This window comes from Ralstonia pickettii (assembly GCF_001699815.1).
GTDB lineage: Bacteria > Pseudomonadota > Gammaproteobacteria > Burkholderiales > Burkholderiaceae > Ralstonia > Ralstonia thomasii.
Genome location: NZ_MCGB01000109.1, coordinates 19,133 through 38,659, shown reverse-complemented (window position 1 = coordinate 38,659; position 19,527 = coordinate 19,133). Strand labels below are relative to the sequence as shown.

The following is a 19,527-nucleotide window of genomic DNA, read 5'->3' as shown; positions in this document are numbered from 1 at the left end:
CAGACCCGACACACGACGGGCCTGCGCAGGATCAAACGTGGGATGTGCTGTCCTGTTCGAGCCTTACCAAAACGACTGTTGGCCCGACAACCGGAAATACTTTGCGATCACCATCAAACCGAGCAGGCGTTCCTGGTCACGGTTCATGAATTGCGCCACCCACCGATTGGCGTTGCGGACGATCGCCAATGCATCGCCAGGGTATTTCCGGTAATGCTCAATTTTCTCCTGGAGGTCGGAATAATCATCTTTCAGAAGGACATAATGCACGTCCGGGATCAACCTTCCTTCCATGAACCACGTCTCATACCGGGGCCGCCTCATGAAGCACAGCGAATTGGACGCCATGATCCATTTCAAATTCGTTGCAACGTCGTTTCCCTCGACACTCACAATAAATTTGTATTGCAATTGCTCCGCAATCGTCATCGGCGATTTGTAAGTCGCTTTCCCAAGTTCTGATTTTCGAGTATCCCCGATGTTAACGTTTGCCAGGTCATGACATCGCTCCACAAACGCCCTGCGGTGTTCCTGATGGCACGGCCCCCGAAAGACCGCCATGGGCTTCTTGTCTTGGAAATCGATGGGGTCGCGTGCCAGCGAAAAATGCCGGATGGCGTCGAGCTTCAAGAGAATGCCATTATGGGAGCTGTTCTTGATCGGGCGGCTTTTTACGAACGCCGGGTGGTTCGGCTCGACAGTCACATCCCCGCAGTCGTAGTCAAAGCTGTATCCCGGACCAAAATAATCCATCAGGTCGACCAGATCATAGAAATAGGTACTCCCTATTTCACAATGCTTGTCGACGATGGTGCTTGTTGAGGATTTCAACAAGAAATTTGAATATTCCACGGCATTGCAACTGGTGTCGAATGCCTCCGAAATTGAGTTGTAATAGCTCAATCGATCGAAGACGTCCTGCGTACGACGCTGACCACTTTTTCTTTTCAGAAGCGTCTCAGCTTTTCCATTTTTTGTAGCACGCGCGAGAAAATGGTTAGAGGCATTCGAAAAGTAATACCAGAATTTTTTTGCAGAGACTCTGCTCAAGCGGTATTTGAGATGACGCATGAAACAAAAGATGCCGCGGAAATTTAAACCCAGGGTGTCGCTTTTCGGGCGAAAAGCTGTAGCCCCCACCCGCAGAAATGAGTGGCACATGATCCACTTTCTACTTGCCGCCGATGTACGGGACCACCGATCGCGCTTCCCCCTACAGACAGCGCGTCGGCCCCGGTTATGCCTCGTATCCGCAGCGGACCTCACTTTACCGTAAGAATCTTGCGACTCATTCCGTTTCTGGGTGGCAAGCCGCCCGCTCCCGCACCGGGTCTATTCCCGGCCGGCTGACCGTTGTCATGGCGTCACAGTGTTCTGCCTTTCGCGGCCGGCCCCTCACGTTGGCCTCACCCACGGCCCTGAAGGCGCGAGCGGGTAGGTACCTCCCCGCCCGCCTCGTTACTACTGCACGTCCAACGCGGTCACGGTCAGCGCGCCATTCACCTTCTCGGCGACGAAGTGCACTTTGCTGCCGACCTGCACTTTGGTGAGCATGGCCGGATCCTGCACGCGGAACACCATCGTCATGGGCTCCATACCAAGGTTGTCGAGCGGGCCGTGCTTGATGGTCAGCTTGCCGGCAACCGTGTCGATCTTCCTGATCTCGCCTTCGGACATGGCTGCGGGAGTTGTGGCCGCGGGCGCAGGCGCAGGGGCGGTGTCTTCGGCGGCGTGAACAAGCGGTGTGCCGACCAGCAGCGCGGTCAGCATCAGGGCATGACGAAACATGTTGGGCTCCTTGTCGAAAGAGGTGGTTGGGGGGATCAGGACTTGTTGCCGCGCACCTGCACGGCGCCGCGCATGCCGGCCTCGAAATGGCCGGGCTGCAGACAGGCAAACTCGACCGAGCCGGCGTGCGTGAAGTGCCAGACGATCTCGCCGCGCTGGCCAGGGTCAACGGTGACGGCGTTGGCATCGGCGTGCTCCATCTCGGGGTGCCTGCGCATCTGCTCGGCGTGGGCGAGGAGGTCGGCCGGCGTGCCCAGCGTCATCTCATGCCGCACCTGGCCGCTGCTCACGACTTCGAAGCGGATGGTCTCGCCGCGCTGAACGGTGATCTGCGCGGGCGTGAAGCGCATGGTGTCGGTCATGTCGACGTGCACCATGCGCGTGATGCGGGCGGCGTCGCCGGGTTCACCGATGGCGGCATCGCCGTGGTCGTGCCCGCCGGCGTGATTGCCGGATGCGTGGGCGATGGCGGCCATGGACATCAGCGCGGCCAGGAAGGTGGAACGGAGCAGATTGCGTTGCATGTTCGGTCTCGGTTTCGTATGGGATGTGGATTCAGCATCGATCAGTCGTCGATGCTGGTGCCGGTGTATTCGTAGGCGACGGTGCCCTTGGGGTGCTTGTACCAACCGGGGTCGGCATAGCTGTTGCGCGGCAGATCCCGGCGCACCTTCATCACCGTGAACATGCCGCCCATTTCAATGGGGCCAAACGGGCCCTGCCCCGTCATCATCGGCAGCGTGTTGTCGGGCAGCGGCATTTCCATCTCGCCCATGTCGGCCATGCCAGCCTGGCCCATGCCCATGTAGTCGGGCACCAGCGCATTCATCTTCTTGGCGAGATCTTTCTGCTGTACGCCGATCATGGTCGGCACGTTGTGCCCCATGGCGTTCATCGTGTGATGCGACTTGTGGCAATGGAAGGCCCAGTCGCCGGGGTTGTCTGCAATGAACTCGATCGCGCGCATCTGGCCCACGGCAATGTCCGTCGTCACCTCCGGCCAGCGCGCGCTGGGCTGGACCCAGCCGCCGTCGGTGCCGGCCACTTCGAAGGTGTGGCCATGCAGGTGCATAGGGTGGTTCGTCATCGTGAGATTGCCCATGCGGATGCGCACGCGATCGCCCAGACGCACGGGCAATGGGTCAATGCCGGGGAAGACGCGACTGTTCCACGTCCACATGTTGAAGTTGGTCATCTCGGCCACGCGCGGCGTGTAGGAACCGGGGTCGATGTCGTACGCGGCGAGCAGGAAGACAAAGTCGCGGTCCGCGCGGTGCTGCGCCGGGTCTTTCGGATGCACGACGATCAAGCCCATCATGCCCATCGCCATCTGCACCATCTCGTCGGAATGCGGGTGGTACATGAAGGTGCCGGACTTCTTCATCTCGAACTCGTAGACGAAGGTCTTGCCCGGCGGAATGTGCGGCTGCGACAAGCCACCCACACCGTCCATGCCGGCGGGCAGGATCATGCCGTGCCAGTGCACCGTGGTGTGCTCGGGCAGCTTGTTGGTGACGAAGATGCGCACGCGATCGCCTTCCACGCATTCGATCGTCGGGCCGGGGCTCTGGCCGTTGTAGCCCCAGAGGTGGCCCGTCATGCCGGGCGCGAATTCGCGCTCGACCGGTTCGGCCACGAGGTGGAACTCCTTCCAGCCACCGCGCATGCGCCACGGCAGCGTCCAGCCGTTGAGCGTGACGACGGGGTTGTAGGGCCGGCCGTTGGGCGGCGCGAGCGGCGGCTGCGTGGCGGGCTTCGTTTGCAGCGGTGCTTCGGGCAGCGAGGCCGCGCCGGCGCGCGAGACCATCGCTGCGCCCAGCATGGCCGCGCCCGTGCCGCCGAGAAATTGACGTCGGGAAACCATGTTCAATGTCCTTGAGGAGGGTTCGGCGCTGTGGTGGCCGCATTCGCTTCAGCGGGCGGCAGCCTGCCGCCCAGCGCCATCTGCAAGTCGGTCTGTGCAATCCAGTAACCGCGCAGCGCGTCGATGTAGCCGTTCACGGCATTCACCTGCTCGCGCGCATCGGCCAGCAGTTCGAACACGCTCACGAGCATGCCGTTGTAGCGCAGCAGCATCTCGTCGGAGATGCGCTTGCGCACGGGCACGACCTCGTCGCGGTAGTGGCGCGTGAGGTCATATGCGGTCTGGTAGCGCACGTACGATTCGCGCACTTCCGAACGCGCACGCACGGCCGTGTCGGCAAGCTGATCGGCGGCCTGCATGTAGATCGACTGCGCACGTGCCACGCGGGCGCCGCCCCAGTCGAACAGCGGGATCTCGATGCCGATCTCGTAACCCGTTTCGCGTGGTTCGTTGGATTTGCTATTGCGCACGTAGCCGAGGTCGAGCACGTTGATGAAGCGCGTGGCCTGCGTGAGCCCCAGCGACGATGCCAGGCCATCGACCTGCAACCTGCCCGCCTGGATATCGAGCCGGTTGCGCAACGCATAGGCCTCGATCTGCTGCAGCTCGGGGCGATCCTTCGGCAGGTCAGGCAGCCGCTCGGGCAATTTGAAGCCGGTATCCGTGCCCCACACACCAAGCAGGCGGATCAACGCCTCGCGCTCGGCCTGCGCCTGCTGACGCGTGCGCGCCAGGGTGGCAGTGGCTTCCGCATAGAAGGCGTGTTCACGTGCACGATCAAGCTTGCTGAAGTTACCTGCGGAAGCCAGACGCTTGGCGAACTCGGCACCGGCTTCTGCGGCTTGCTGAACCTGCTCGGCATAGCGCGCCGATTGCTCCGCCGCCACGGCATTGATGTACGCGCGGCGTGTGTCGGTCGCCACCTGCAGCATCTGGTTGGCGACCAGCAACTTCGTTTGTTCGAAGTAGCGGCCTTCGATGCGCGTGGCCATCGGCAGCGTCAGCAGGTTCAGAAAAGATAGCGAAAACGTGCGCTCGATCGACAGGTCGTCGCCGCTGCGCGTGCGTTTGAAACTGAAGCCGGGATTCGGCAGACGGCTGGCCTGCACGAGCGCGGCTTCGGATAGCCCCAGCTCCGCATACGAAGCCTGCAGGCCACGGTTGTTCAGCAGCGCGATCTGCACGGCGCTGTCCATCGTCAGCGGCTGGGCGAGCAGCTCGCGCGTGCGTTGCGCGGCGCTGTCGCGGGCTTCTGGTGAACGATGCCACGTGGCGTCCTTGCCGAGCCGATCGCGCGCCACGTCGGCAACGGTCTTGAAGCCGCTGTCTTGCGTGATGGTGGCGCAGCCTCCCAACAGCAGCAGCGTGCCGGCCAGCGCGCACAGGGCGAGGCGGCGTGTGGATGGTTTGAGCACGGCGCCTCCTCAGTGGTGGTGCATGCCGGGCATGGACTCGCCGGCAGGCTTGTTGGAGGTGGCGGCTGGTGCGCTCGCTGGTATGACGTGCCCCGCGTGGCCGCCATCCGCAGAAGCGTCTGACTTGGAGCTCACGGCCGCGTTGGTCTCGCGCCAGGGTGCTGGGCCGGTATCGCGATACGCGTGGTAGCTGTCGAATGTGCGCGGCGCGGCCACGGCGGGCACGGCCGCGTCCGCATTCAGTGGGTCAGGCGGTGATGCTGCAGGCGCAGACCCAGCACCTTGCGCCAACACCCATGGCGGCGCCAGCGCCAGCAGCGCGGCAGCCACGAACCATCGTGTGAAAAGCATGAGAAACCTCGATCGAGCGTGATGACGTACGGCCCCATGTCTTGCAAGGAGCCGTCAAACCAGAAGCCAGCCCGATCTATGGACGGACTGGCGGCGTCAAACGCGAATCGAGGGTGGACGTTGCAGCGCTTCGGGAATGAAGCTGCGGAAGGAAACAGCAAGGCCGCGCGGCGCAGCGGCCGGCAGCTTGATCAGCGGCACACCAAGGCTGGCGGCCAGGGGAACGACCGAACCGAGCGAACAGGCCGCGCAGATCGGGCAGGTCTTGCAGTGCGACTGTGCCGGCGCTTTCGACTCGGCGCCGGTGGCCATGGCATCTTCATGCTCATGGCAGGCATCGGACATGACGGCGCCGTCATCCAGCATTGCCACGGCAACCGTCGTGTCGTCCAGAGCGCCGCCGCGCGCCATCATGGTCGTCGCGGCCAACCCTTGCAGGGGGAGTGCCAGGACAACCAGCCAGAGCAGGAGGCGGGTCAGGAATCGGTGCATGGAAAGCAGGAGGGGGCTGAAAATCGTTTGCCGCGCAAACCGGTAGTGTAGCGCGATGCCATCAAATTTCACGCAATGCAGCACAAGATGAGTTGAGCGCGGCACAATGTCGGCCTGCTGCGTACCCATTTCTGCGCGCCCTGCTTTCCCCATCATTCCAGCTTCAACGCCCCCATGAATACGCAATCCCACCAGCTCAGCATGACGGTGCTGATGACGCCCGACATGGCCAATTTTTCCGGTAACGTGCACGGCGGCCACATCCTCAAGCTGCTCGATCAGGTCGCGTATGCGTGCGCGAGCCGCTACGCCGGCCGCTATGTCGTGACGCTGTCGGTGGACCAGGTGGTGTTTCGCCAGCCGATTCACGTAGGTGAACTGGTGACGTTCCTCGCGTCGGTCAACTACACCGGTCGCACGTCGATGGAAATCGGTATCAAGGTCGTGACGGAAAACATCCGCAACCAGGTCGTGCGCCATACCAACAGCTGCTACTTCACGATGGTGGCCGTGGACGATGACGGCAAGCCGGCCGACGTGCCGCCGCTGGCGCCCGCCAACGCCGAAGAAAGGGAACGCTTCGAAGCCGCGCAGCAGCGCCGCGCCCTGCGGCAGGAAATGGAAGCGCGCCACAAGGCGATCAAGGCGACCTACAGCACGCCGGTTTCGGGCGGTTGAGCTGCCTGCCTACGCCGTCAGCAAGGAACTGCAGGCCGCGTGGTATCGCCGTCGGGCATCGTTATCCACAGGCTTACCCACTGTTTCTGTGGATAACGCGGCGCCAGTGTTGCGCAAACCCGTTCGGCCTCGACGCGGCCTACGTCTGACAAATTCCGTGAAGGAACGCGCGCACGGCGTCGTTGAACACCGCCGGTCGCTGCAACGGCGCGAAATGGCTCACGCCCGGCAGCAACACAAACTGTGCTTCAGGAAGGGTCCGTGCCAGATAGTGCGCGTGCTCGGGCCAGATGAACTCGTCGTGTTCGCTCTGCGCGATGGTGACCGGCACACGGGTCGCCGCCAGTTCCTCGGCTGTTGCATTCGGCTGCGTCTGCATCATTTCGGTGACGGCCTCGACAAAGGCATCGAAGTCGTCCGGTGTGGATGACAGCGCGGTGTAATCCTTTAGGTGGCGACCGAAGCAGCGGTCGATGACGGGCGTCGGCGCGAAGGGTTTGGCGCCGCTTGGATCCATGTTGCAACCGAAGAAGAACACGCCAATAGCGCGCTCCGGTGTCTGCATGGCGAGGGTGAGCGCAACGCAAGCACCGTCGCTCCAGCCGATGAAGGCGGCGCGGTCGATGCGCAGCGCATCCATCACGGCCCGCACGTCGGAAGCCATGCGCGTGTAGGCGTAAGGCTGCGCATCGCGCGTGCTGCGACCGTGCCCACGGCTATCAATGACGATAGGCCGGTAGCCAGCAGTCATGAGTGCCGGAACCTGATATCCCCAATTGCCGCCATGGCCGAGCCCGCCATGCAGCAAGATCACAGGTGTGCCGGCACCGAAGGTCGCATACCAGATGCGGGCGCCGTCGTGCTCGACATGGCCTTGCTCAACGGCGGGGGGCAGCGGTTCTGCACCGTGGGCGGCAAACCGCGTCAGATCATCGTCGAAGGTGTCCATCTCGATCAGGTATCAGCCGGCATAGCCGAGTGCCGCAAACTGCTGCTTGAACCACCAGTAACAGAGCGCTGCTGGCGCCGCAAAGATGGCCACGAGCACCCAGCCAAGTGGCGTGAGGCGCTTGCGTCCGGCATCGCGGTAGGCCAGCTTGTCGCCGTCCACCAGAAACGTGATCCTGCGAGAATAGGGAAGCGACCCCAGCCACGCAACTTGTGTTAGGCCCGTGAGCACAAGCCGCAAACCCGACGCTGGCTACCTCGGCTCTTCGATGTGGATGCCCAGCTCATTGAGCACCTCACGTGCCGAACGAAACGCCTCGATGGCAGCCGGCGCGCCGGCATAGATGGCGCTGTGCAGCAGCACTTCGCGGATCTCCACAGCCGTTGCGCCGTTGTTGATGGCGCCGCGCACATGGCCCTTGAGCTCGGTGCTGCGGCCCAGCGCGGCGAGCATCGCGCAGGTGCACAAACTGCGCGTCTTGAGGTCGATGCCGTCCCGCTGCCACGTGCTGCCCCAGGCGTGTTCGTTGAGCCAATCCTGCAGCGGCGCCGAGAAAGCGTCCAACCCGCTCATCGCACGCTCCACGAATGCGTCGCCCATTACCTGCGCGCGGCGTGCGCGCCCGGCCTGCTTGTCTTGTTCCGACACGATGCCCTCCTCCGCATTGAAAATCAGGTCGATCAGGCTGGCTTGACCAGCAACATCATCAGCGCCGTACCAAGCAGCACTGCGCAGAACGCCAGCCGCAAACGCCGCGCTGAAAACCGATATGCCAGGGCCACACCCCACGACACGCTGACAACACCGCCGGCCGCCAGCGGAATGCCCGTACCCCAATCCACGTGGCCCGCATGCGCATACGCGGCGAGTGCAATGAGCGAGCCTGGCACCACCAGCGCGAGCGCCATGCCCTGCGCGCGCGTCTGCGGCATGCCGAAGAACGTCACCAGCGCCGACACCACCACCAGCCCGCCCCCCACCGTGAAGATGCCCGACATCGCGCCGCTGGCGATGCCCATCAACGGCAGCGCGGCGGCCGGCATGGTGTGCGGCACAGCGTGCGCAGCACCAGCGGCATTCGGCTTCTCCTTGAGCTGCGAGGCAAAGTACACGGCGAGCACGATCAGGAATACGGCAAACGCCGTATGCAGCAGGTTGGCGTCCAGCCCCGCCGCAAAGCGCGCGGCAACGTAGGTCGCCCCCATCGAGAACACGCAGATCAGCGCGACGGAACGCACATGCACCGGATGCCGCTGGTGATACCGCCAGAAGCCGATCAGCACATTGGGCGCAATCATCACCAGCGCCGTGCCCTGCGCCAAGTGCTGGTCCATTCCGTACAGATAGCCGAGCAGAGGAATGGCGATGAGCCCGCCTCCAATGCCGAGCAAACCGCCCGCCACGCCGAGACCCATGCCGAGCAGCAAATTGATCAGGCCCGTGAAAACCGCGTGAGACGTCATGCCGACAAGAAGGGAGGGAGGAGAAACAAACGCGGCGGCGCGCTGTATCCGCTACAGCGCGCCGCCGGAGATGAATGCGAAATTGTAGCGCTTGCCGCCCAGGCGAGGGCTAGGCGAGATGCGCAGCGAAGCCCGATTTTTCAGGCGCGATCTCGGCACGCAGCGTGAGCGACGGGATCTCGTATTCACCTGCATTCTGCGGGCGGAACGGGATCGGCGCGGTGGTGAACAAGGTGTCGAGTCGCTGGCCCAGCGCCTGCGTGGTCTGCGCAAAGCGCGCGTCGTCCATGCGGCCGGTGCGGTAGCTCACGAACGGCGGCACGACCTCAAAGCCGGGGTAGTACAGGATGCCGTGCTGGATCGGGAACAGGATGTCATCGATCGGGCCGTTGATGCCGCGCGGGCTGTAGTGCGACTCCCAGCCACCCGTGGTGACGATCAGCATGGCACGTTTGCCGGCGAGCGTGCCTTCGCCGTAGCGGTCGCCCCAGTGGGTGTCGGAATGCTCGCCAACGCCATAGGCAAAGCCGTATGCATAGACGCGCTCGACCCAGCCTTTCAGGATGGCCGGCATCGAAAACCACCACAGCGGAAACTGCAGGATCACGGCGTCGGCCCATTGCAGCTTGGCTTGTTCGGCAGCAATGTCATCGGCTTGCAGGCCGTTCTCGAACGCGTGCTTGGAATCGAGCGACGGATGGAAATGCGGACCGACCGGCCCAACAGTGCTGTCGCTTGCATCCAGCGCGGCCTTCCATTGCATGGCGTACAAGTCCGATACCTGCACGGTGTGGCCGGCGGCTTCCAGACGCTGGACGGCAAAGTCCTTGAGGGCGCCGTTGAGCGACTTGGGTTCGGGATGGGCGTAGACGATCAGGACATTCATGGTGGCAACTCCAAATAAGGAATGGCTCCAGAATGCGGGGCGCCCCGGTATATTGGAAATGAATTGTCAATATTCCAGGCATAGCCATGAATAATCTCAGGCGGTTGGACCTGAACCTGCTGGTGACACTCGATGTGCTGCTGACCGAGCACAACGTCACGCGTGCGGCCGAGCGGCTGAACTTCTCGCAGCCTTCCGTGAGCGTGCATCTGGCCAAGTTGCGAGACATTTTTGGTGACCCGCTACTGCTGCCCGGCCCGCGCGGCATGCGCCCAACCGCCCGCGCGGAAAGCTTGCGCGAACCGCTGCGGCTGGCGCTGGAAGCGCTGGAGCAGGCCGTCGCACCCGCCAGCCCGTTCGACCCGGCGCACGCCACCAACACCTGGCGCGTGGCCGCCACGGACTACGGCGAATCGACCATCGCGCTGCCGGTGCTGAACACCCTGCGCACAAGCGCACCGGGCACACGGCTCGCCATGCTGGGACTGGTGCCCACGCGTATTGAAAAGCAAGCCGAGCAAGGGGAGATCGACCTCGCGTTCCACACCACAGACGGCGCGCCACCCGGCCTGCGCCGCCGTGCGCTCTTCACTGAACGCTATGTGTTGATCGGCCGCGCGGGGCACCCGCGCCTGAAGCGCAGGCCGACACTGGCGCAGTTTTGCACGCTCGATCACGTGATCGTGTCGCCCGATGGCGGTGGCTTCTTCGGCGTGACGGACGAAGCCCTGGCGGCAGCCGGTGCCACGCGACGCGTAGTGCTGTCGGTGCCGCACTTCCTCTTTGTGATGACAGCGGTGGCAAGCACTGACATGGTCGCCATGCTGCCCGAGCGGCTGGTGCGCGGGGCCAGTGCGCTACAGGCGGTTGAACCGCCGGTGGAGGTGCCAGGCTATGAGATGTCGATGCTGTGGCATGAGCGCGTGCATCGAGACCCCGGGCATCAGTGGTTGCGTGATGTGATTGCAGGCGCGGTCTGAAGCACCGCGCCGCAGCCGTCACAGCCCGACCGTCGGCGCGGTGAAGATCCGATGCAGCCCGAGCCCGCCGATCGCCACGGCCGCCACGCGATCGACCCAGGTCTTGGCACGCAGGTACATCTCACGCGGCACCCGGCTCGAAATGCACAACTCGACGATGGTGTACCCACCGAACTTGACCAGGGACACCAGCCGCGGCCTCCGCTGCCTTCCACCCCCCCTTACTTGCACTGCGACTTGTTGATGGACACGTCGCTCAAGTCGGAGGCGGTGTAGAGCACCGGCACGTTCGGGTCGCCGGCAATCGTCATTGCCGCGTTCAGGTTCGCCAGGGCCTGAAGGTGGCCAGCCTCGCCGCTTGAAAAGCGCTGCTGCGCCGGTTTCGATGCGCCGTACATGCCGTTGCACAGCAGCGCCTTGCGGAAGATGTCCAAAACCGCGATCCGCGCTGAATACGTCTCGCGCCGTTCGGCCGCAGTGGCGGGCGCGTGGTTGATCTTGGCGTAGTGGTTGGCGCACTGCGTGCCGAGAATCGGGTACGCATCCTTGATGCCGTCACAGGATGCGACGGTCGCTGGCGGCGCAGCCAACGCGGCCGTGGCCGCCAGCGAGGCGATCAGGGACACCACCGTCAACAGCACGATACGGATGACAAGCACATTCGAGCGGATGTTCATTGCAGCTTCTCCTCAGTCAGATACGTGGACAAGAAACACAGCGGCAACCGGCAGCGCTGCGTGGACTGACGATACGGGCGGGGTCTGCGGCGGCGGAATGCACCAGAGGTTCTGGCGCAGGTCAGGGGAAGCGCGGCATGGGAAGAATGGCGGAAGGCCGTCACTGCTTCATTGGCGTGATGGTTGATTGCCATGGCAACGCGCAACGTGGGGTCTCGACAACGCTTCATGCGACAGCCGACTCGTTTGCGCATTCTCCGTTTGCCGGGCTGGCGCCGCCCCGGTAGAGTCCTTCTTCAATGGGTTCACACCCAGAGGTCTGGGCAAAACCGGAGTGATCCGGCGACGCAAAGCTACAGGGACTTCTCCAGAAGAAGTCAGCCAGTTGCCCGCCAACCCGCAGGGGGGCGGGCCTGAGGACGCACGCAGCGATTTGCGTGGTCAGGGGCACACAATGAAAACGATACAAACGGGGGGGCGTTCGCCCGCATTCGCCACGCTGGCCGTGGCATCGCCAATGGGCAACGCAAAGCGCAGGTTTGCGCGCGCCGCATGTGCTGCATTCGCTCTGGTGTCCGGCGCGCTGATGGGCGCCCCGCATGCCAGTGCTGAAGCGCTGCTGGTACCGTCCTACATCTATCCGTCGGGCACCGGCGCCACGCAATGGGGTGCGCTAGCCACAGCGGCGACGTCGGTACCGACCACAGTCATCCTCAACCCGAACAGCGGCCCAGGCACCACGCAGGACGCCAACTACGTTGCCGCCGTCGCCAAGGTGCATGCCGCCGGCGGCAAGGTGATCGGGTACGTGTCCAGCTCGTACGCAAACCGGTCGTTGTCGGCGGTGGTGCAGGACATCAACACCTACCAGGCGTTGTATCAGGTCGACGGCTTCTTCATCGACGAGATGACCGCCGACAGCACAACGGCACACATCCAGTTCTACCAATCGGTCTACAACTACATCAAGGGGCTGTCGCCCAACTACACGGTCACGGGCAACCCGGGCACCAATGTGCCGGAAATCTATGCAAGCCTGCCGGTAGCGGACCAGCTCGTTGTGTTTGAAGACAGCGCAAAGCACTACGCCAGCTATGCGCCACTGGCGTGGCAGGCCAACTATCCGACGGCACGCTTTGCGCACATCGTCTACGCGGCATCGGCCACGCAGATGCAAACCTTCGTTCGCAACGCATCCAGCAAGGGCGCTGCCGCCGTGTTCATCACGAACAAGACGTTGCCGAACCCGTATGGCGCGCTGCCGACTTACTGGAGCCAGGAGGTGTCCGCCACGGCCGTTGCCCCGTAACCGCGCGGGCGTGACGCACGCCGCTTGTGCGGGCTGAGGCTCCGCACATGCTTTATATTCGGGCCACACCGCATCCATCCCTTCGCTGCATGCCGGCGTTGAGGCAACAACAAGGAGAACTCCGTGGCCCTTTCTTCCAACAAGCTGCCCCCCTGGACAGTCGCTGCCCCGCTGCTCGCGTGGGTGGTGCTGGCCGGCGGCGCGTTCATGACGCCCCCCGGCTGGCTGATCGCACTGATGGCGCTTGCACTGGCGAGTGCCGTCTTTGCAGCCGTCCACCATGCCGAGGTCGTCGCGCACAAGGTGGGCGAGCCCTTCGGCACGCTCGTCCTGGCGATTGCCGTGACCGTGATCGAAGTCGCGCTGATCGTATCGGTGATGCTCTCTTCGGGGCCAGAGAAGGCGGGATTGGCGCGCGACACCGTGTTTGCCGCGGTCATGCTCATCTGCAACGGAATCGTGGGCGTGTGCCTGTTCGTGGGCGGCCTGCGTCACCGCGAGCAAGCCTTTCAAGCGCCGGGCGCCACCGCCGCGCTGGCCGTGCTGGCTGCACTGGTCACGCTGACCATGGTGCTGCCCAATTACACGAGTTCCACGCCGGGGCCGGTCATGACTTCGTCGCAATTGGCCTTTGCCGGGGTGACGTCGCTGGTGCTGTACGGCTGCTTCGTCATCGTGCAGACCATCCGCCACCGCGATTACTTCCTCGTCGACAGTGCCAACGAAGACGTGCACGCACCGCCGCCGCCCGCACGCGTGGCGGCGCTCAGCGCGGTGTTGTTGATGGTGTCGCTGGTGGCAGTTGTTGGGCTGGCCAAAGTGCTGTCGCCTTCGGTGGAAGCGGCCATCCTGAATGCCGGCGCACCGCCCGCCACCGTCGGCATCGTCATCGCCGCGCTGGTGTTGTTGCCGGAATGCCTGGCCGCCCTGCGCGCCGCCAATGCAGACCGCATCCAGACGAGCCTGAACCTCGCACTGGGCTCGGCGCTGGCGAGTATCGGACTGACCATCCCGACGGTGGCCGCCGTGTTCATCTGGATCGGCCGTCCGCTCGAACTGGGCCTGGGCCCGAAGGAAATGGTCCTGCTGTTCCTCACGCTGATCGTGTCGTCGCTCACGCTGGGCAAGGGTCGCACGACCATCCTGCATGGCGTCGTGCATCTGGCGATCTTCGCGGCGTATCTGTTTCTCTCGATCGTGCCCTGAGCGGCGCGCACGCTAGCGAATCGATGTGTGGGGCGCCTGGAAGGCGCCCTTCTTTTTTTCAGGCGCCACGTCTTGCGTTATTGCTCGGGCTCCATGCTTTGCAGCAACGTGGGAATCAGCTCCGACACCGTGGGGTGAATGTGCATGGCGCGGCTGATAGTGGTGTACGGCGCCTTGGCATACATCACGTCGAGAATCGAATGCACCGCCTCGTCGCCGCCCACCCCGAGAATCGACGCGCCCAGGATTTCGTGCGTCTGCGCGTCGACCACCACGCGCATGAAGCCCTGGCTCTCGCCCTTCTCTACCGCGCGGCCGACCCGCGTCATCGGGCGGTTGCCGACCAGCAGCGTGCGCCCCGATTGCTTCGCTTCCGTGAGCGACATGCCGACGCGTGCAAGTGGCGGGTCGATGTACATGGCGTACGCCTGGATGCGGTCCGACACCTTGCGCGGGTCGCTATCAAGCAGATTTGCCGCGACGATCTCGTAATCGTTGTAGGACGTGTGCGTGAAGGCGCCCCGGCCGTTGCAATCGCCCATGGCCCAGATGCCGGGGACGTTGGTGCGCAACTGCTCGTCCACGCGGATATTGCCGCGCTTGTCGATTTCCACGCCGGCCTTGTCGAGGCCGAGATCGTCGGTATTGGGCACGCGCCCGACGGCCATCAGCAGATGCGAGCCTGACACCTCGCGCGCGCCGCTGCCGCACTCCAGGCCGACCACGACACCGGCGCCGTCGCGCCGCACGCTCAGGCAGTCGGCGTTGACCTGCACGTCGATGCCTTCGGCTTCCAAAATCTCGCGCACCGCCTGCGATACGTCTTCGTCTTCGCGCGCGATCAGGCGCGGACCTTTCTCGACGATCGTCACGCGCGAGCCGAAGCGGCGAAACATCTGGCCGAACTCCAGCCCGACGTAACTCCCGCCAATCACGACAAGGTGCTCGGGCAGGAAGTCCACATCCATCATGGTGGAGTTGGTTAGAAACGGCACCTGATCGAGCCCGGGCATGGGCGGCACCAACGCCCGGCCGCCAACGTTGATGAAGATGCGCTCGGCTTCGAGCAGTTCGTCCCCAACGCGCACCGCGCGCGCGCTTTCGAAGCGGGCATGGCCCTGGAAGACCGTGCCGTGCTCCAGGCCACGCACCCATTGCTCCACGCCGTGGCTGGAGCGGCCGGAAATCTCGTCCTTGCGGGCCTTTACGCGCCGCATGTCGACGGTGACACCGCCGTCGATCACCACGCCGTATTCGGCCGCACGCTGCGCCATGCGCGCCGCGTAGGCGCTGGCCACCATGGCTTTCGTGGGGATGCAGCCGGTGTTGACGCACGTACCGCCAAAGCGGCCGCGCTCGACGATGGCCACCTTCAGGCCGGCGCCGGACAGGCGCGCAGCCAGCGGCGGGCCGGCCTGTCCGGTGCCGATGATGATGGCGTCGAAGCGTTGCGTCATGGCGCTCTCCTTCGTGTGCGGGCCGGTCGCGGCCGTCTCGCTATGGTAGGCGGCGCACGCGGCAACGGCGAGTCATGGCAACAGGAGTTGCCGACGCGCCGGGCAACATACGCAGGCAGCGCCTTCGCCGGAAGGAAAGCAGGAAGTCGGCCGGTGCGCTCAATGGCGAGCGCACCGGCGCATCACATCAATGGTGGTGATGGTGCTTGCCATGGCGACGGTAGCCCCGGTCGTCGCGGTCGGAATACGAATTGCGCTGGACGTTGCCGCCCAGAGCTGCACCGGCGCCGCCACCCAGGCCCGCACCAACGATGCCGCCCGTGTGGCCGCCCATGGCATTGCGCAGGTCATCCGCCGCTGCGGGCAAAGCCGTCAGGCCGGCGAGGGTTGCCACAATCAGGGCCGGTGCAATTTTCTTCAACATGGTGTTCTCCTTTTGCGCAAATGCAGGATGCGGCACTCAACCAACACTGAGGGAGCCGATCCGGGCTCGATGATTCGGGGCGAAGAATACAAGTCGTACAACAGGGCGGGTTAAACACATTCGTCAATCTCGTAACAGAATGTTGCGGACCGGAGCACGCCCGTAAGCCGTTGATCAGGCAGACAGAACAGGAGAACCCATGCCCAGCTACATCGCCTTCCTCCGCGCCGTGAACGTTGGCGGCACAGGAAAACTGCCCATGGCCGAATTGCGCGCGATGTGTGAATCGATCGGGCTGACCGGCGTACGCACCTACATTGCGAGCGGCAACGTGGTTTTTCAAAGCCGGCTGGCAGAAACGACCGTCAAGGCGAAGCTGGAACGCTGCCTGGAGGACTACGCCGGCAAACCCGTGGGCGTGCTCGTGCGCACGGGCGCCGAGCTGGCGGCGGTACTGGAAGGCAATCCGTTCAAGACAGCGGCGCCCAGCCGGACGGTCGCGATTTTCCTGGATACGCCGCCACCCGCCGATGCATTGGCTGCCGCCACCGGCCGCCGGACGGAAGAAATGGCCTTGGGCACCCGCGAAATCTACGTGCACTACGGCGACGGCATGGCCGATTCCAAACTGAAAATCCCCGCCGCCAAGACGGGGACGGCGCGCAACATGAACACCATCGCCACGCTGGTCGACTGGGCGACCGAATAGCGGCGCTAAGCGCCCGTCATTGCGCTGCCGACTTGCGCTTGGTCATGTGGTGAAAATACGCCAGCAGGTCGTTGAGCTGCGCATCGGAAAGCGTCTTCTCGTCGATGGCCGACATGCGTGCGTTGGGCCACCAGCGCAGCGATTGCGGATCGCGGATCAGGTGGCGCAGTTTCTCGTCGCCCAGATATTCCACCGGGCTGTACGGCACGTTCAGATCGGGGCCCAGGTTGGCATCGCCGGCGCGATTGAGCGTGTGGCACGAGAAGCAGACGCGCTGGAACGTGGCGAAACCGCGCATGACCGGGCCATCTGCAGGCAACCCCGCAGCCGGGCGGATGGCCGCAAAGCGCTCGCCGGGCAGCGCGGCAATGTCGATACGCACGATGCTGTAAGTCCACAGGCTTTCGTTCACCACCGACGCCTTGGCCGGCGGCGCCGTCCAGATCAGCCGGAACGGGCCGATGTCCTGGCCCTTGAGCGTCGGCCACGGTGCGGCGGGGTCTTCCACGGCCAGCCAGGCGCGGGGCCCGTCGGCGCGATCGCCCAGCAGCAAGCGCATCGGCAGGTGCGATACGTAGCCGTCGCTGGCGGCGGTGGTGGCGCTGGCCTCTGGGCTGACAGTCTGCCCGCGGAACAGCGCCGTCACCGGGATCGCCTTGAAGGTCAGGCGGTGCTTCAGGTTCTGGTCTTCCACGGTCACGCTGGTCAGGTGCGGATCGTGCAGCAATGCATCGCGCGACAGCGTGCGGTGCTCCGTGCCGATGTTGACGCTCAGCGTCGCACCGTCATCAGGCGCATCGGCCGCATGGGCGGCGTTGCCGAACGCTGCGCATGCGCAGAGCGTCCATCCGGCGATCGTCGCAAGCCAGTTCTTCATAGGGTCTCCTGTCGGGAAATTGGGCCATTTCGTTGCGACGAGAGTGTAGGCAAGCGCACGAGGTTTGGCACGGTTTTCGTTATCGATCCACCTGCGCTTGCACGCGCTGCCTGACAGTCTGCAATGCGGCGTCGAGGCGGTCGGGCGCAACGGAGCCAAGCGCCAGCCGCAGCGCATGCGGTACCTGCTTCGACGTCGCAAACGGCTCTGCCGTGGAAACGGAGATGCCATCCTCCTGCAGCGCCACGGCAACGCTGTCGGCAGCAGCATCCGCACGCGCGATGTGGTGTCCGATCCGGCGTTGATGGCGCGCCTGGCGCTCGATCCGTCACGCCAGTTGGTCGGGGCACGGTGCGCCGGGACGTTGATATTGGCCAAGCTTGGGCTGCTCGGCAGCGTGCCGGCCTGTACGGACCTGACCACCAAACCCTGGGTGCAGGAAACCGGCGTGGAAGTGCTGAACCAGCCGTTCTACGCCAACGGCAATGTGGCGACGGCCGGCGGCTGCTTTGCTTCGCCGTACCTGGCGGCGTGGATCATTGCACGCACAGAGGGCCTTGAAGCCACCGCTGAAGCGCTGCACTACGTCGCGCCCGTCGGCGAAAAAGAGGCCTATGTGGAAAACGCCCTGCGAACCTGCGGCCTCACCTGCCTGGCTGATCGCGGAGGCGCGAGCGGGCCGATAGACTGGTTGGCCCTTCACGCATCGCAGACACGCGATCAGGAGTCATTTCTTGAACACGCTGACGACACTGAAGACGCTCGCCCTTCCCGTTGCCGTTGTGCTGCTGACACACAGCGCCGGCACATTTGCAGCCGAGAGCCTGGCCAACGGCATCAAGCGCCGTGCGCCGCAGGGCATTTCCACCAAACTGTATGCGTGCGTCGACAAGGCGCCGGACAACGCGGACGCAATCGGCGCATGCCTGTCTGCAGAAAAGGCCGCGCAGAATGAGCGCCTCGACCGTACGTACAAGACGCTGCTCGGCACATTGAACAGCAAGGCGAACGACGCACTGGTGAGTTCAGAGCAGGCGTGGCAGGACTTCCACACCAGAACAGCGGCCTTTGAGACCGCCATCTACGGCAAGGGCAAGCTCGACGATCTGCAGCGCCTGGAGAACGAAATCTTCCGCCTGAGCGAGCGCGCCAACGCACTCGACAAGTATCTGGCCGCGAAGGGTCATTAAGCCGTTCAGGCGCCAGCGGCCGTCGACAGCCATTTGCGCAGGATGGCCACGGCGTAGCGTGAATCCACCTGCGTGATGAACTGCGCGAAGTCCACGCTGGCCGCGTCATCCGCGCGGTCGGAAATCGTGCGGATGGCGGCAAACGGCACGCCCCACTCGTGGCACACCTGCGCCACCGCGGCGCCTTCCATCTCGACGGCCAGGGCATCCGGCAATGCCGTGCGCAGCACCGCGCTTTCCGCCGAGGTGCAGACGAAGCGGTCCCCGCTGACGATCAGACCACGATGCGCCTGCGGCGCGGCAATCCCGAACGCCCGCATGACATCCGGACCGAGCAGCGCATGCGGATCAGCCAACACGGCGCCGGCGCTTTCCAGCAGCCCGCTGGCCAGTGCCGCGTCGGCGGGAAAACGCGCCATGCCGGTCAGCGGAATCTCCCAGCGCGGGAATAGCGGCGACGCGTCGACATCGTGCTGCAGCAGTTCTTCCGACACCACGACGTCGCCCACGGCCACGCCCGGAGCCAATGCCCCCGCCACGCCAGCGAACACCACGGCGCGTACGTTGAACTGCGTGATCAACACGGCAGTGGTGGACGCCGCCGCCACCTTCCCGACGCGCGACAGCACCACAACGACCGTTTGGCCGTCCAACTCGCCCGTCCAGAAATCGCGGCTGCCGATGTGGATGCACTGCGCGTCAGACAGCCATGTCAGCAATTCGTTGATCTCTTCATGCAGGGCAGCAACGATGCCGATCGGACCACGGGCGTTGGGTTGGGAAGACGGTGTGTTCATGCAGAATGCGGCGCC

General features: G+C 64.1%; 23 protein-coding genes, 2 pseudogenes and 1 riboswitch. Of the genes and pseudogenes, 7 read left to right on the top strand and 18 right to left on the bottom strand.

All coding sequences use genetic code 11. The annotated features are described in order from the left end of the window. Nucleotides 1-63: 63 nt before the first annotated feature. The 7 genes from BEK68_RS23690 to BEK68_RS23660 form a co-directional block, all read right to left on the bottom strand. Complete coding sequence (locus tag BEK68_RS23690; RefSeq protein WP_015855702.1) at nt 64-1,161, bottom strand: glycosyl transferase family 90; 1,098 nt, start codon at nt 1,159-1,161, stop codon at nt 64-66. 300 nt (nt 1,162-1,461) lie between these two features. Then, on the bottom strand, nt 1,462-1,788 hold the full coding sequence (locus BEK68_RS23685; protein ID WP_012430053.1) for a copper-binding protein: 327 nt from the start codon (nt 1,786-1,788) through the stop codon (nt 1,462-1,464). Nucleotides 1,789-1,823: 35 nt separating this feature from the next. Further along, on the bottom strand, nt 1,824-2,312 hold the full coding sequence (locus tag BEK68_RS23680) for a cupredoxin domain-containing protein (protein ID WP_012430052.1): 489 nt from the start codon (nt 2,310-2,312) through the stop codon (nt 1,824-1,826). A gap of 41 nt (nt 2,313-2,353) precedes the next feature. Then, nucleotides 2,354-3,652: a copper oxidase gene (locus BEK68_RS23675; RefSeq protein ID WP_004628038.1), complete on the bottom strand. Its 1,299-nt coding sequence runs from the start codon at nt 3,650-3,652 to the stop codon at nt 2,354-2,356. Between the two features lie 2 nt (nt 3,653-3,654). Next, nucleotides 3,655-5,067 (bottom strand): TolC family protein, encoded by a 1,413-nt coding sequence (locus BEK68_RS23670; protein WP_012430051.1) that lies wholly within the window; start codon nt 5,065-5,067, stop codon nt 3,655-3,657. A gap of 9 nt (nt 5,068-5,076) precedes the next feature. After that, nucleotides 5,077-5,418: a hypothetical protein gene (locus BEK68_RS23665; protein ID WP_004628042.1), complete on the bottom strand. Its 342-nt coding sequence runs from the start codon at nt 5,416-5,418 to the stop codon at nt 5,077-5,079. 96 nt (nt 5,419-5,514) lie between these two features. Next, nucleotides 5,515-6,066: a hypothetical protein gene (locus tag BEK68_RS23660; RefSeq protein WP_249262960.1), complete on the bottom strand. Its 552-nt coding sequence runs from the start codon at nt 6,064-6,066 to the stop codon at nt 5,515-5,517. A gap of 18 nt (nt 6,067-6,084) precedes the next feature. Between BEK68_RS23660 and BEK68_RS23655 the strand changes: the two genes are divergently transcribed. Further along, the gene (locus tag BEK68_RS23655) at nt 6,085-6,588 is read left to right on the top strand and encodes an acyl-CoA thioesterase (RefSeq protein WP_012430049.1); all 504 of its coding nucleotides are present in this window, start codon (nt 6,085-6,087) and stop codon (nt 6,586-6,588) included. Between the two features lie 139 nt (nt 6,589-6,727). Here the strand turns inward: BEK68_RS23655 and BEK68_RS23650 are convergent, their stop codons facing one another. The 5 genes from BEK68_RS23650 to BEK68_RS23630 form a co-directional block, all read right to left on the bottom strand. Further along, entirely contained in the window at nt 6,728-7,537 is an 810-nt protein-coding gene (locus tag BEK68_RS23650; protein WP_012430048.1) for an alpha/beta fold hydrolase, read from the bottom strand. 12 nt (nt 7,538-7,549) lie between these two features. Then, nucleotides 7,550-7,699, bottom strand: a complete 150-nt coding sequence (locus tag BEK68_RS23645) for a hypothetical protein (protein WP_235202088.1) — start codon at nt 7,697-7,699, stop codon at nt 7,550-7,552. Between the two features lie 90 nt (nt 7,700-7,789). Continuing rightward, nucleotides 7,790-8,185: a carboxymuconolactone decarboxylase family protein gene (locus BEK68_RS23640; RefSeq protein ID WP_004628067.1), complete on the bottom strand. Its 396-nt coding sequence runs from the start codon at nt 8,183-8,185 to the stop codon at nt 7,790-7,792. Between the two features lie 32 nt (nt 8,186-8,217). Continuing rightward, nucleotides 8,218-9,000: a sulfite exporter TauE/SafE family protein gene (locus BEK68_RS23635; protein WP_012430046.1), complete on the bottom strand. Its 783-nt coding sequence runs from the start codon at nt 8,998-9,000 to the stop codon at nt 8,218-8,220. Nucleotides 9,001-9,109: 109 nt separating this feature from the next. Next, nucleotides 9,110-9,886, bottom strand: coding sequence for an NAD(P)H-dependent oxidoreductase (locus BEK68_RS23630; protein ID WP_012430045.1), 777 nt, complete (start codon nt 9,884-9,886; stop codon nt 9,110-9,112). A gap of 86 nt (nt 9,887-9,972) precedes the next feature. Between BEK68_RS23630 and BEK68_RS23625 the strand changes: the two genes are divergently transcribed. Continuing rightward, complete coding sequence (locus tag BEK68_RS23625; RefSeq protein WP_004628071.1) at nt 9,973-10,866, top strand: LysR family transcriptional regulator; 894 nt, start codon at nt 9,973-9,975, stop codon at nt 10,864-10,866. Nucleotides 10,867-10,884: 18 nt separating this feature from the next. Here BEK68_RS23625 and BEK68_RS25875 read toward each other — a convergent pair. Together BEK68_RS25875 and BEK68_RS23620 are read right to left on the bottom strand one after the other, a co-directional pair. Then, nucleotides 10,885-11,064 (bottom strand): annotated as a pseudogene (locus BEK68_RS25875) (LysE family translocator); the annotation flags it as partial. Nucleotides 11,065-11,087: 23 nt separating this feature from the next. Beyond that, nucleotides 11,088-11,543, bottom strand: a complete 456-nt coding sequence (locus tag BEK68_RS23620; RefSeq protein ID WP_004628075.1) for a hypothetical protein — start codon at nt 11,541-11,543, stop codon at nt 11,088-11,090. Nucleotides 11,544-11,855: 312 nt separating this feature from the next. After that, nucleotides 11,856-11,936: riboswitch (cyclic di-GMP riboswitch) on the top strand. 61 nt (nt 11,937-11,997) lie between these two features. Between BEK68_RS23620 and BEK68_RS23615 the strand changes: the two genes are divergently transcribed. Together BEK68_RS23615 and BEK68_RS23610 are read left to right on the top strand one after the other, a co-directional pair. Beyond that, nucleotides 11,998-12,852: a spherulation-specific family 4 protein gene (locus BEK68_RS23615; RefSeq protein WP_004628077.1), complete on the top strand. Its 855-nt coding sequence runs from the start codon at nt 11,998-12,000 to the stop codon at nt 12,850-12,852. 123 nt (nt 12,853-12,975) lie between these two features. After that, the gene (locus BEK68_RS23610; protein WP_004628078.1) at nt 12,976-14,058 is read left to right on the top strand and encodes a calcium:proton antiporter; all 1,083 of its coding nucleotides are present in this window, start codon (nt 12,976-12,978) and stop codon (nt 14,056-14,058) included. A gap of 77 nt (nt 14,059-14,135) precedes the next feature. On the opposite strand, the gene BEK68_RS23605 is transcribed toward BEK68_RS23610, so the two are convergent. Together BEK68_RS23605 and BEK68_RS23600 are read right to left on the bottom strand one after the other, a co-directional pair. After that, nucleotides 14,136-15,515, bottom strand: a complete 1,380-nt coding sequence (locus BEK68_RS23605; RefSeq protein WP_012430044.1) for an FAD-containing oxidoreductase — start codon at nt 15,513-15,515, stop codon at nt 14,136-14,138. 187 nt (nt 15,516-15,702) lie between these two features. Beyond that, on the bottom strand, nt 15,703-15,939 hold the full coding sequence (locus tag BEK68_RS23600) for a hypothetical protein (protein WP_065851935.1): 237 nt from the start codon (nt 15,937-15,939) through the stop codon (nt 15,703-15,705). A 199-nt stretch (nt 15,940-16,138) separates the two neighbouring features. Between BEK68_RS23600 and BEK68_RS23595 the strand changes: the two genes are divergently transcribed. Continuing rightward, nucleotides 16,139-16,648 (top strand): DUF1697 domain-containing protein, encoded by a 510-nt coding sequence (locus BEK68_RS23595; protein ID WP_004628084.1) that lies wholly within the window; start codon nt 16,139-16,141, stop codon nt 16,646-16,648. 16 nt (nt 16,649-16,664) lie between these two features. Here BEK68_RS23595 and BEK68_RS23590 read toward each other — a convergent pair whose 3' ends face one another. Then, a complete protein-coding gene (locus tag BEK68_RS23590; RefSeq protein WP_004628086.1) occupies nt 16,665-17,525 on the bottom strand; it encodes a c-type cytochrome in 861 nt (286 codons plus the stop codon). A 64-nt stretch (nt 17,526-17,589) separates the two neighbouring features. Between BEK68_RS23590 and BEK68_RS26615 the strand changes: the two are divergent. Together BEK68_RS26615 and BEK68_RS23585 are read left to right on the top strand one after the other, a co-directional pair. Beyond that, nucleotides 17,590-18,185 (top strand): annotated as a pseudogene (locus tag BEK68_RS26615) (hypothetical protein). Nucleotides 18,186-18,259: 74 nt separating this feature from the next. Next, nucleotides 18,260-18,715, top strand: a complete 456-nt coding sequence (locus BEK68_RS23585) for a lysozyme inhibitor LprI family protein (RefSeq protein WP_012430042.1) — start codon at nt 18,260-18,262, stop codon at nt 18,713-18,715. A 5-nt stretch (nt 18,716-18,720) separates the two neighbouring features. On the opposite strand, the gene BEK68_RS23580 is transcribed toward BEK68_RS23585, so the two are convergent. Continuing rightward, nucleotides 18,721-19,512, bottom strand: a complete 792-nt coding sequence (locus BEK68_RS23580; protein WP_024542290.1) for a 5'-methylthioadenosine/adenosylhomocysteine nucleosidase — start codon at nt 19,510-19,512, stop codon at nt 18,721-18,723. Nucleotides 19,513-19,527: the final 15 nt, after the last annotated feature.

Bases quoted from the DNA above. Each gene is read 5' to 3' on its own strand.
- BEK68_RS23690 (WP_015855702.1), bottom strand. From the start codon at position 1,161: ATGTGCCACTCATTTCTGCGGGTGGGGGCTACAGCTTTTCGCCCGAAA.
- BEK68_RS23685 (WP_012430053.1), bottom strand. From the start codon at position 1,788: ATGTTTCGTCATGCCCTGATGCTGACCGCGCTGCTGGTCGGCACACCG.
- BEK68_RS23680 (WP_012430052.1), bottom strand. From the start codon at position 2,312: ATGCAACGCAATCTGCTCCGTTCCACCTTCCTGGCCGCGCTGATGTCC.
- BEK68_RS23675 (WP_004628038.1), bottom strand. From the start codon at position 3,652: ATGGTTTCCCGACGTCAATTTCTCGGCGGCACGGGCGCGGCCATGCTG.
- BEK68_RS23665 (WP_004628042.1), bottom strand. From the start codon at position 5,418: ATGCTTTTCACACGATGGTTCGTGGCTGCCGCGCTGCTGGCGCTGGCG.
- BEK68_RS23660 (WP_249262960.1), bottom strand. From the start codon at position 6,066: ATGATGGGGAAAGCAGGGCGCGCAGAAATGGGTACGCAGCAGGCCGAC.
- BEK68_RS23655 (WP_012430049.1), top strand. From the start codon at position 6,085: ATGAATACGCAATCCCACCAGCTCAGCATGACGGTGCTGATGACGCCC.
- BEK68_RS23650 (WP_012430048.1), bottom strand. From the start codon at position 7,537: ATGGACACCTTCGACGATGATCTGACGCGGTTTGCCGCCCACGGTGCA.
- BEK68_RS23635 (WP_012430046.1), bottom strand. From the start codon at position 9,000: ATGACGTCTCACGCGGTTTTCACGGGCCTGATCAATTTGCTGCTCGGC.
- BEK68_RS23630 (WP_012430045.1), bottom strand. From the start codon at position 9,886: ATGAATGTCCTGATCGTCTACGCCCATCCCGAACCCAAGTCGCTCAAC.
- BEK68_RS23625 (WP_004628071.1), top strand. From the start codon at position 9,973: ATGAATAATCTCAGGCGGTTGGACCTGAACCTGCTGGTGACACTCGAT.
- BEK68_RS23620 (WP_004628075.1), bottom strand. From the start codon at position 11,543: ATGAACATCCGCTCGAATGTGCTTGTCATCCGTATCGTGCTGTTGACG.
- BEK68_RS23615 (WP_004628077.1), top strand. From the start codon at position 11,998: ATGAAAACGATACAAACGGGGGGGCGTTCGCCCGCATTCGCCACGCTG.
- BEK68_RS23605 (WP_012430044.1), bottom strand. From the start codon at position 15,515: ATGACGCAACGCTTCGACGCCATCATCATCGGCACCGGACAGGCCGGC.
- BEK68_RS23600 (WP_065851935.1), bottom strand. From the start codon at position 15,939: ATGTTGAAGAAAATTGCACCGGCCCTGATTGTGGCAACCCTCGCCGGC.
- BEK68_RS23595 (WP_004628084.1), top strand. From the start codon at position 16,139: ATGCCCAGCTACATCGCCTTCCTCCGCGCCGTGAACGTTGGCGGCACA.
- BEK68_RS23590 (WP_004628086.1), bottom strand. From the start codon at position 17,525: ATGAAGAACTGGCTTGCGACGATCGCCGGATGGACGCTCTGCGCATGC.
- BEK68_RS23580 (WP_024542290.1), bottom strand. From the start codon at position 19,512: ATGAACACACCGTCTTCCCAACCCAACGCCCGTGGTCCGATCGGCATC.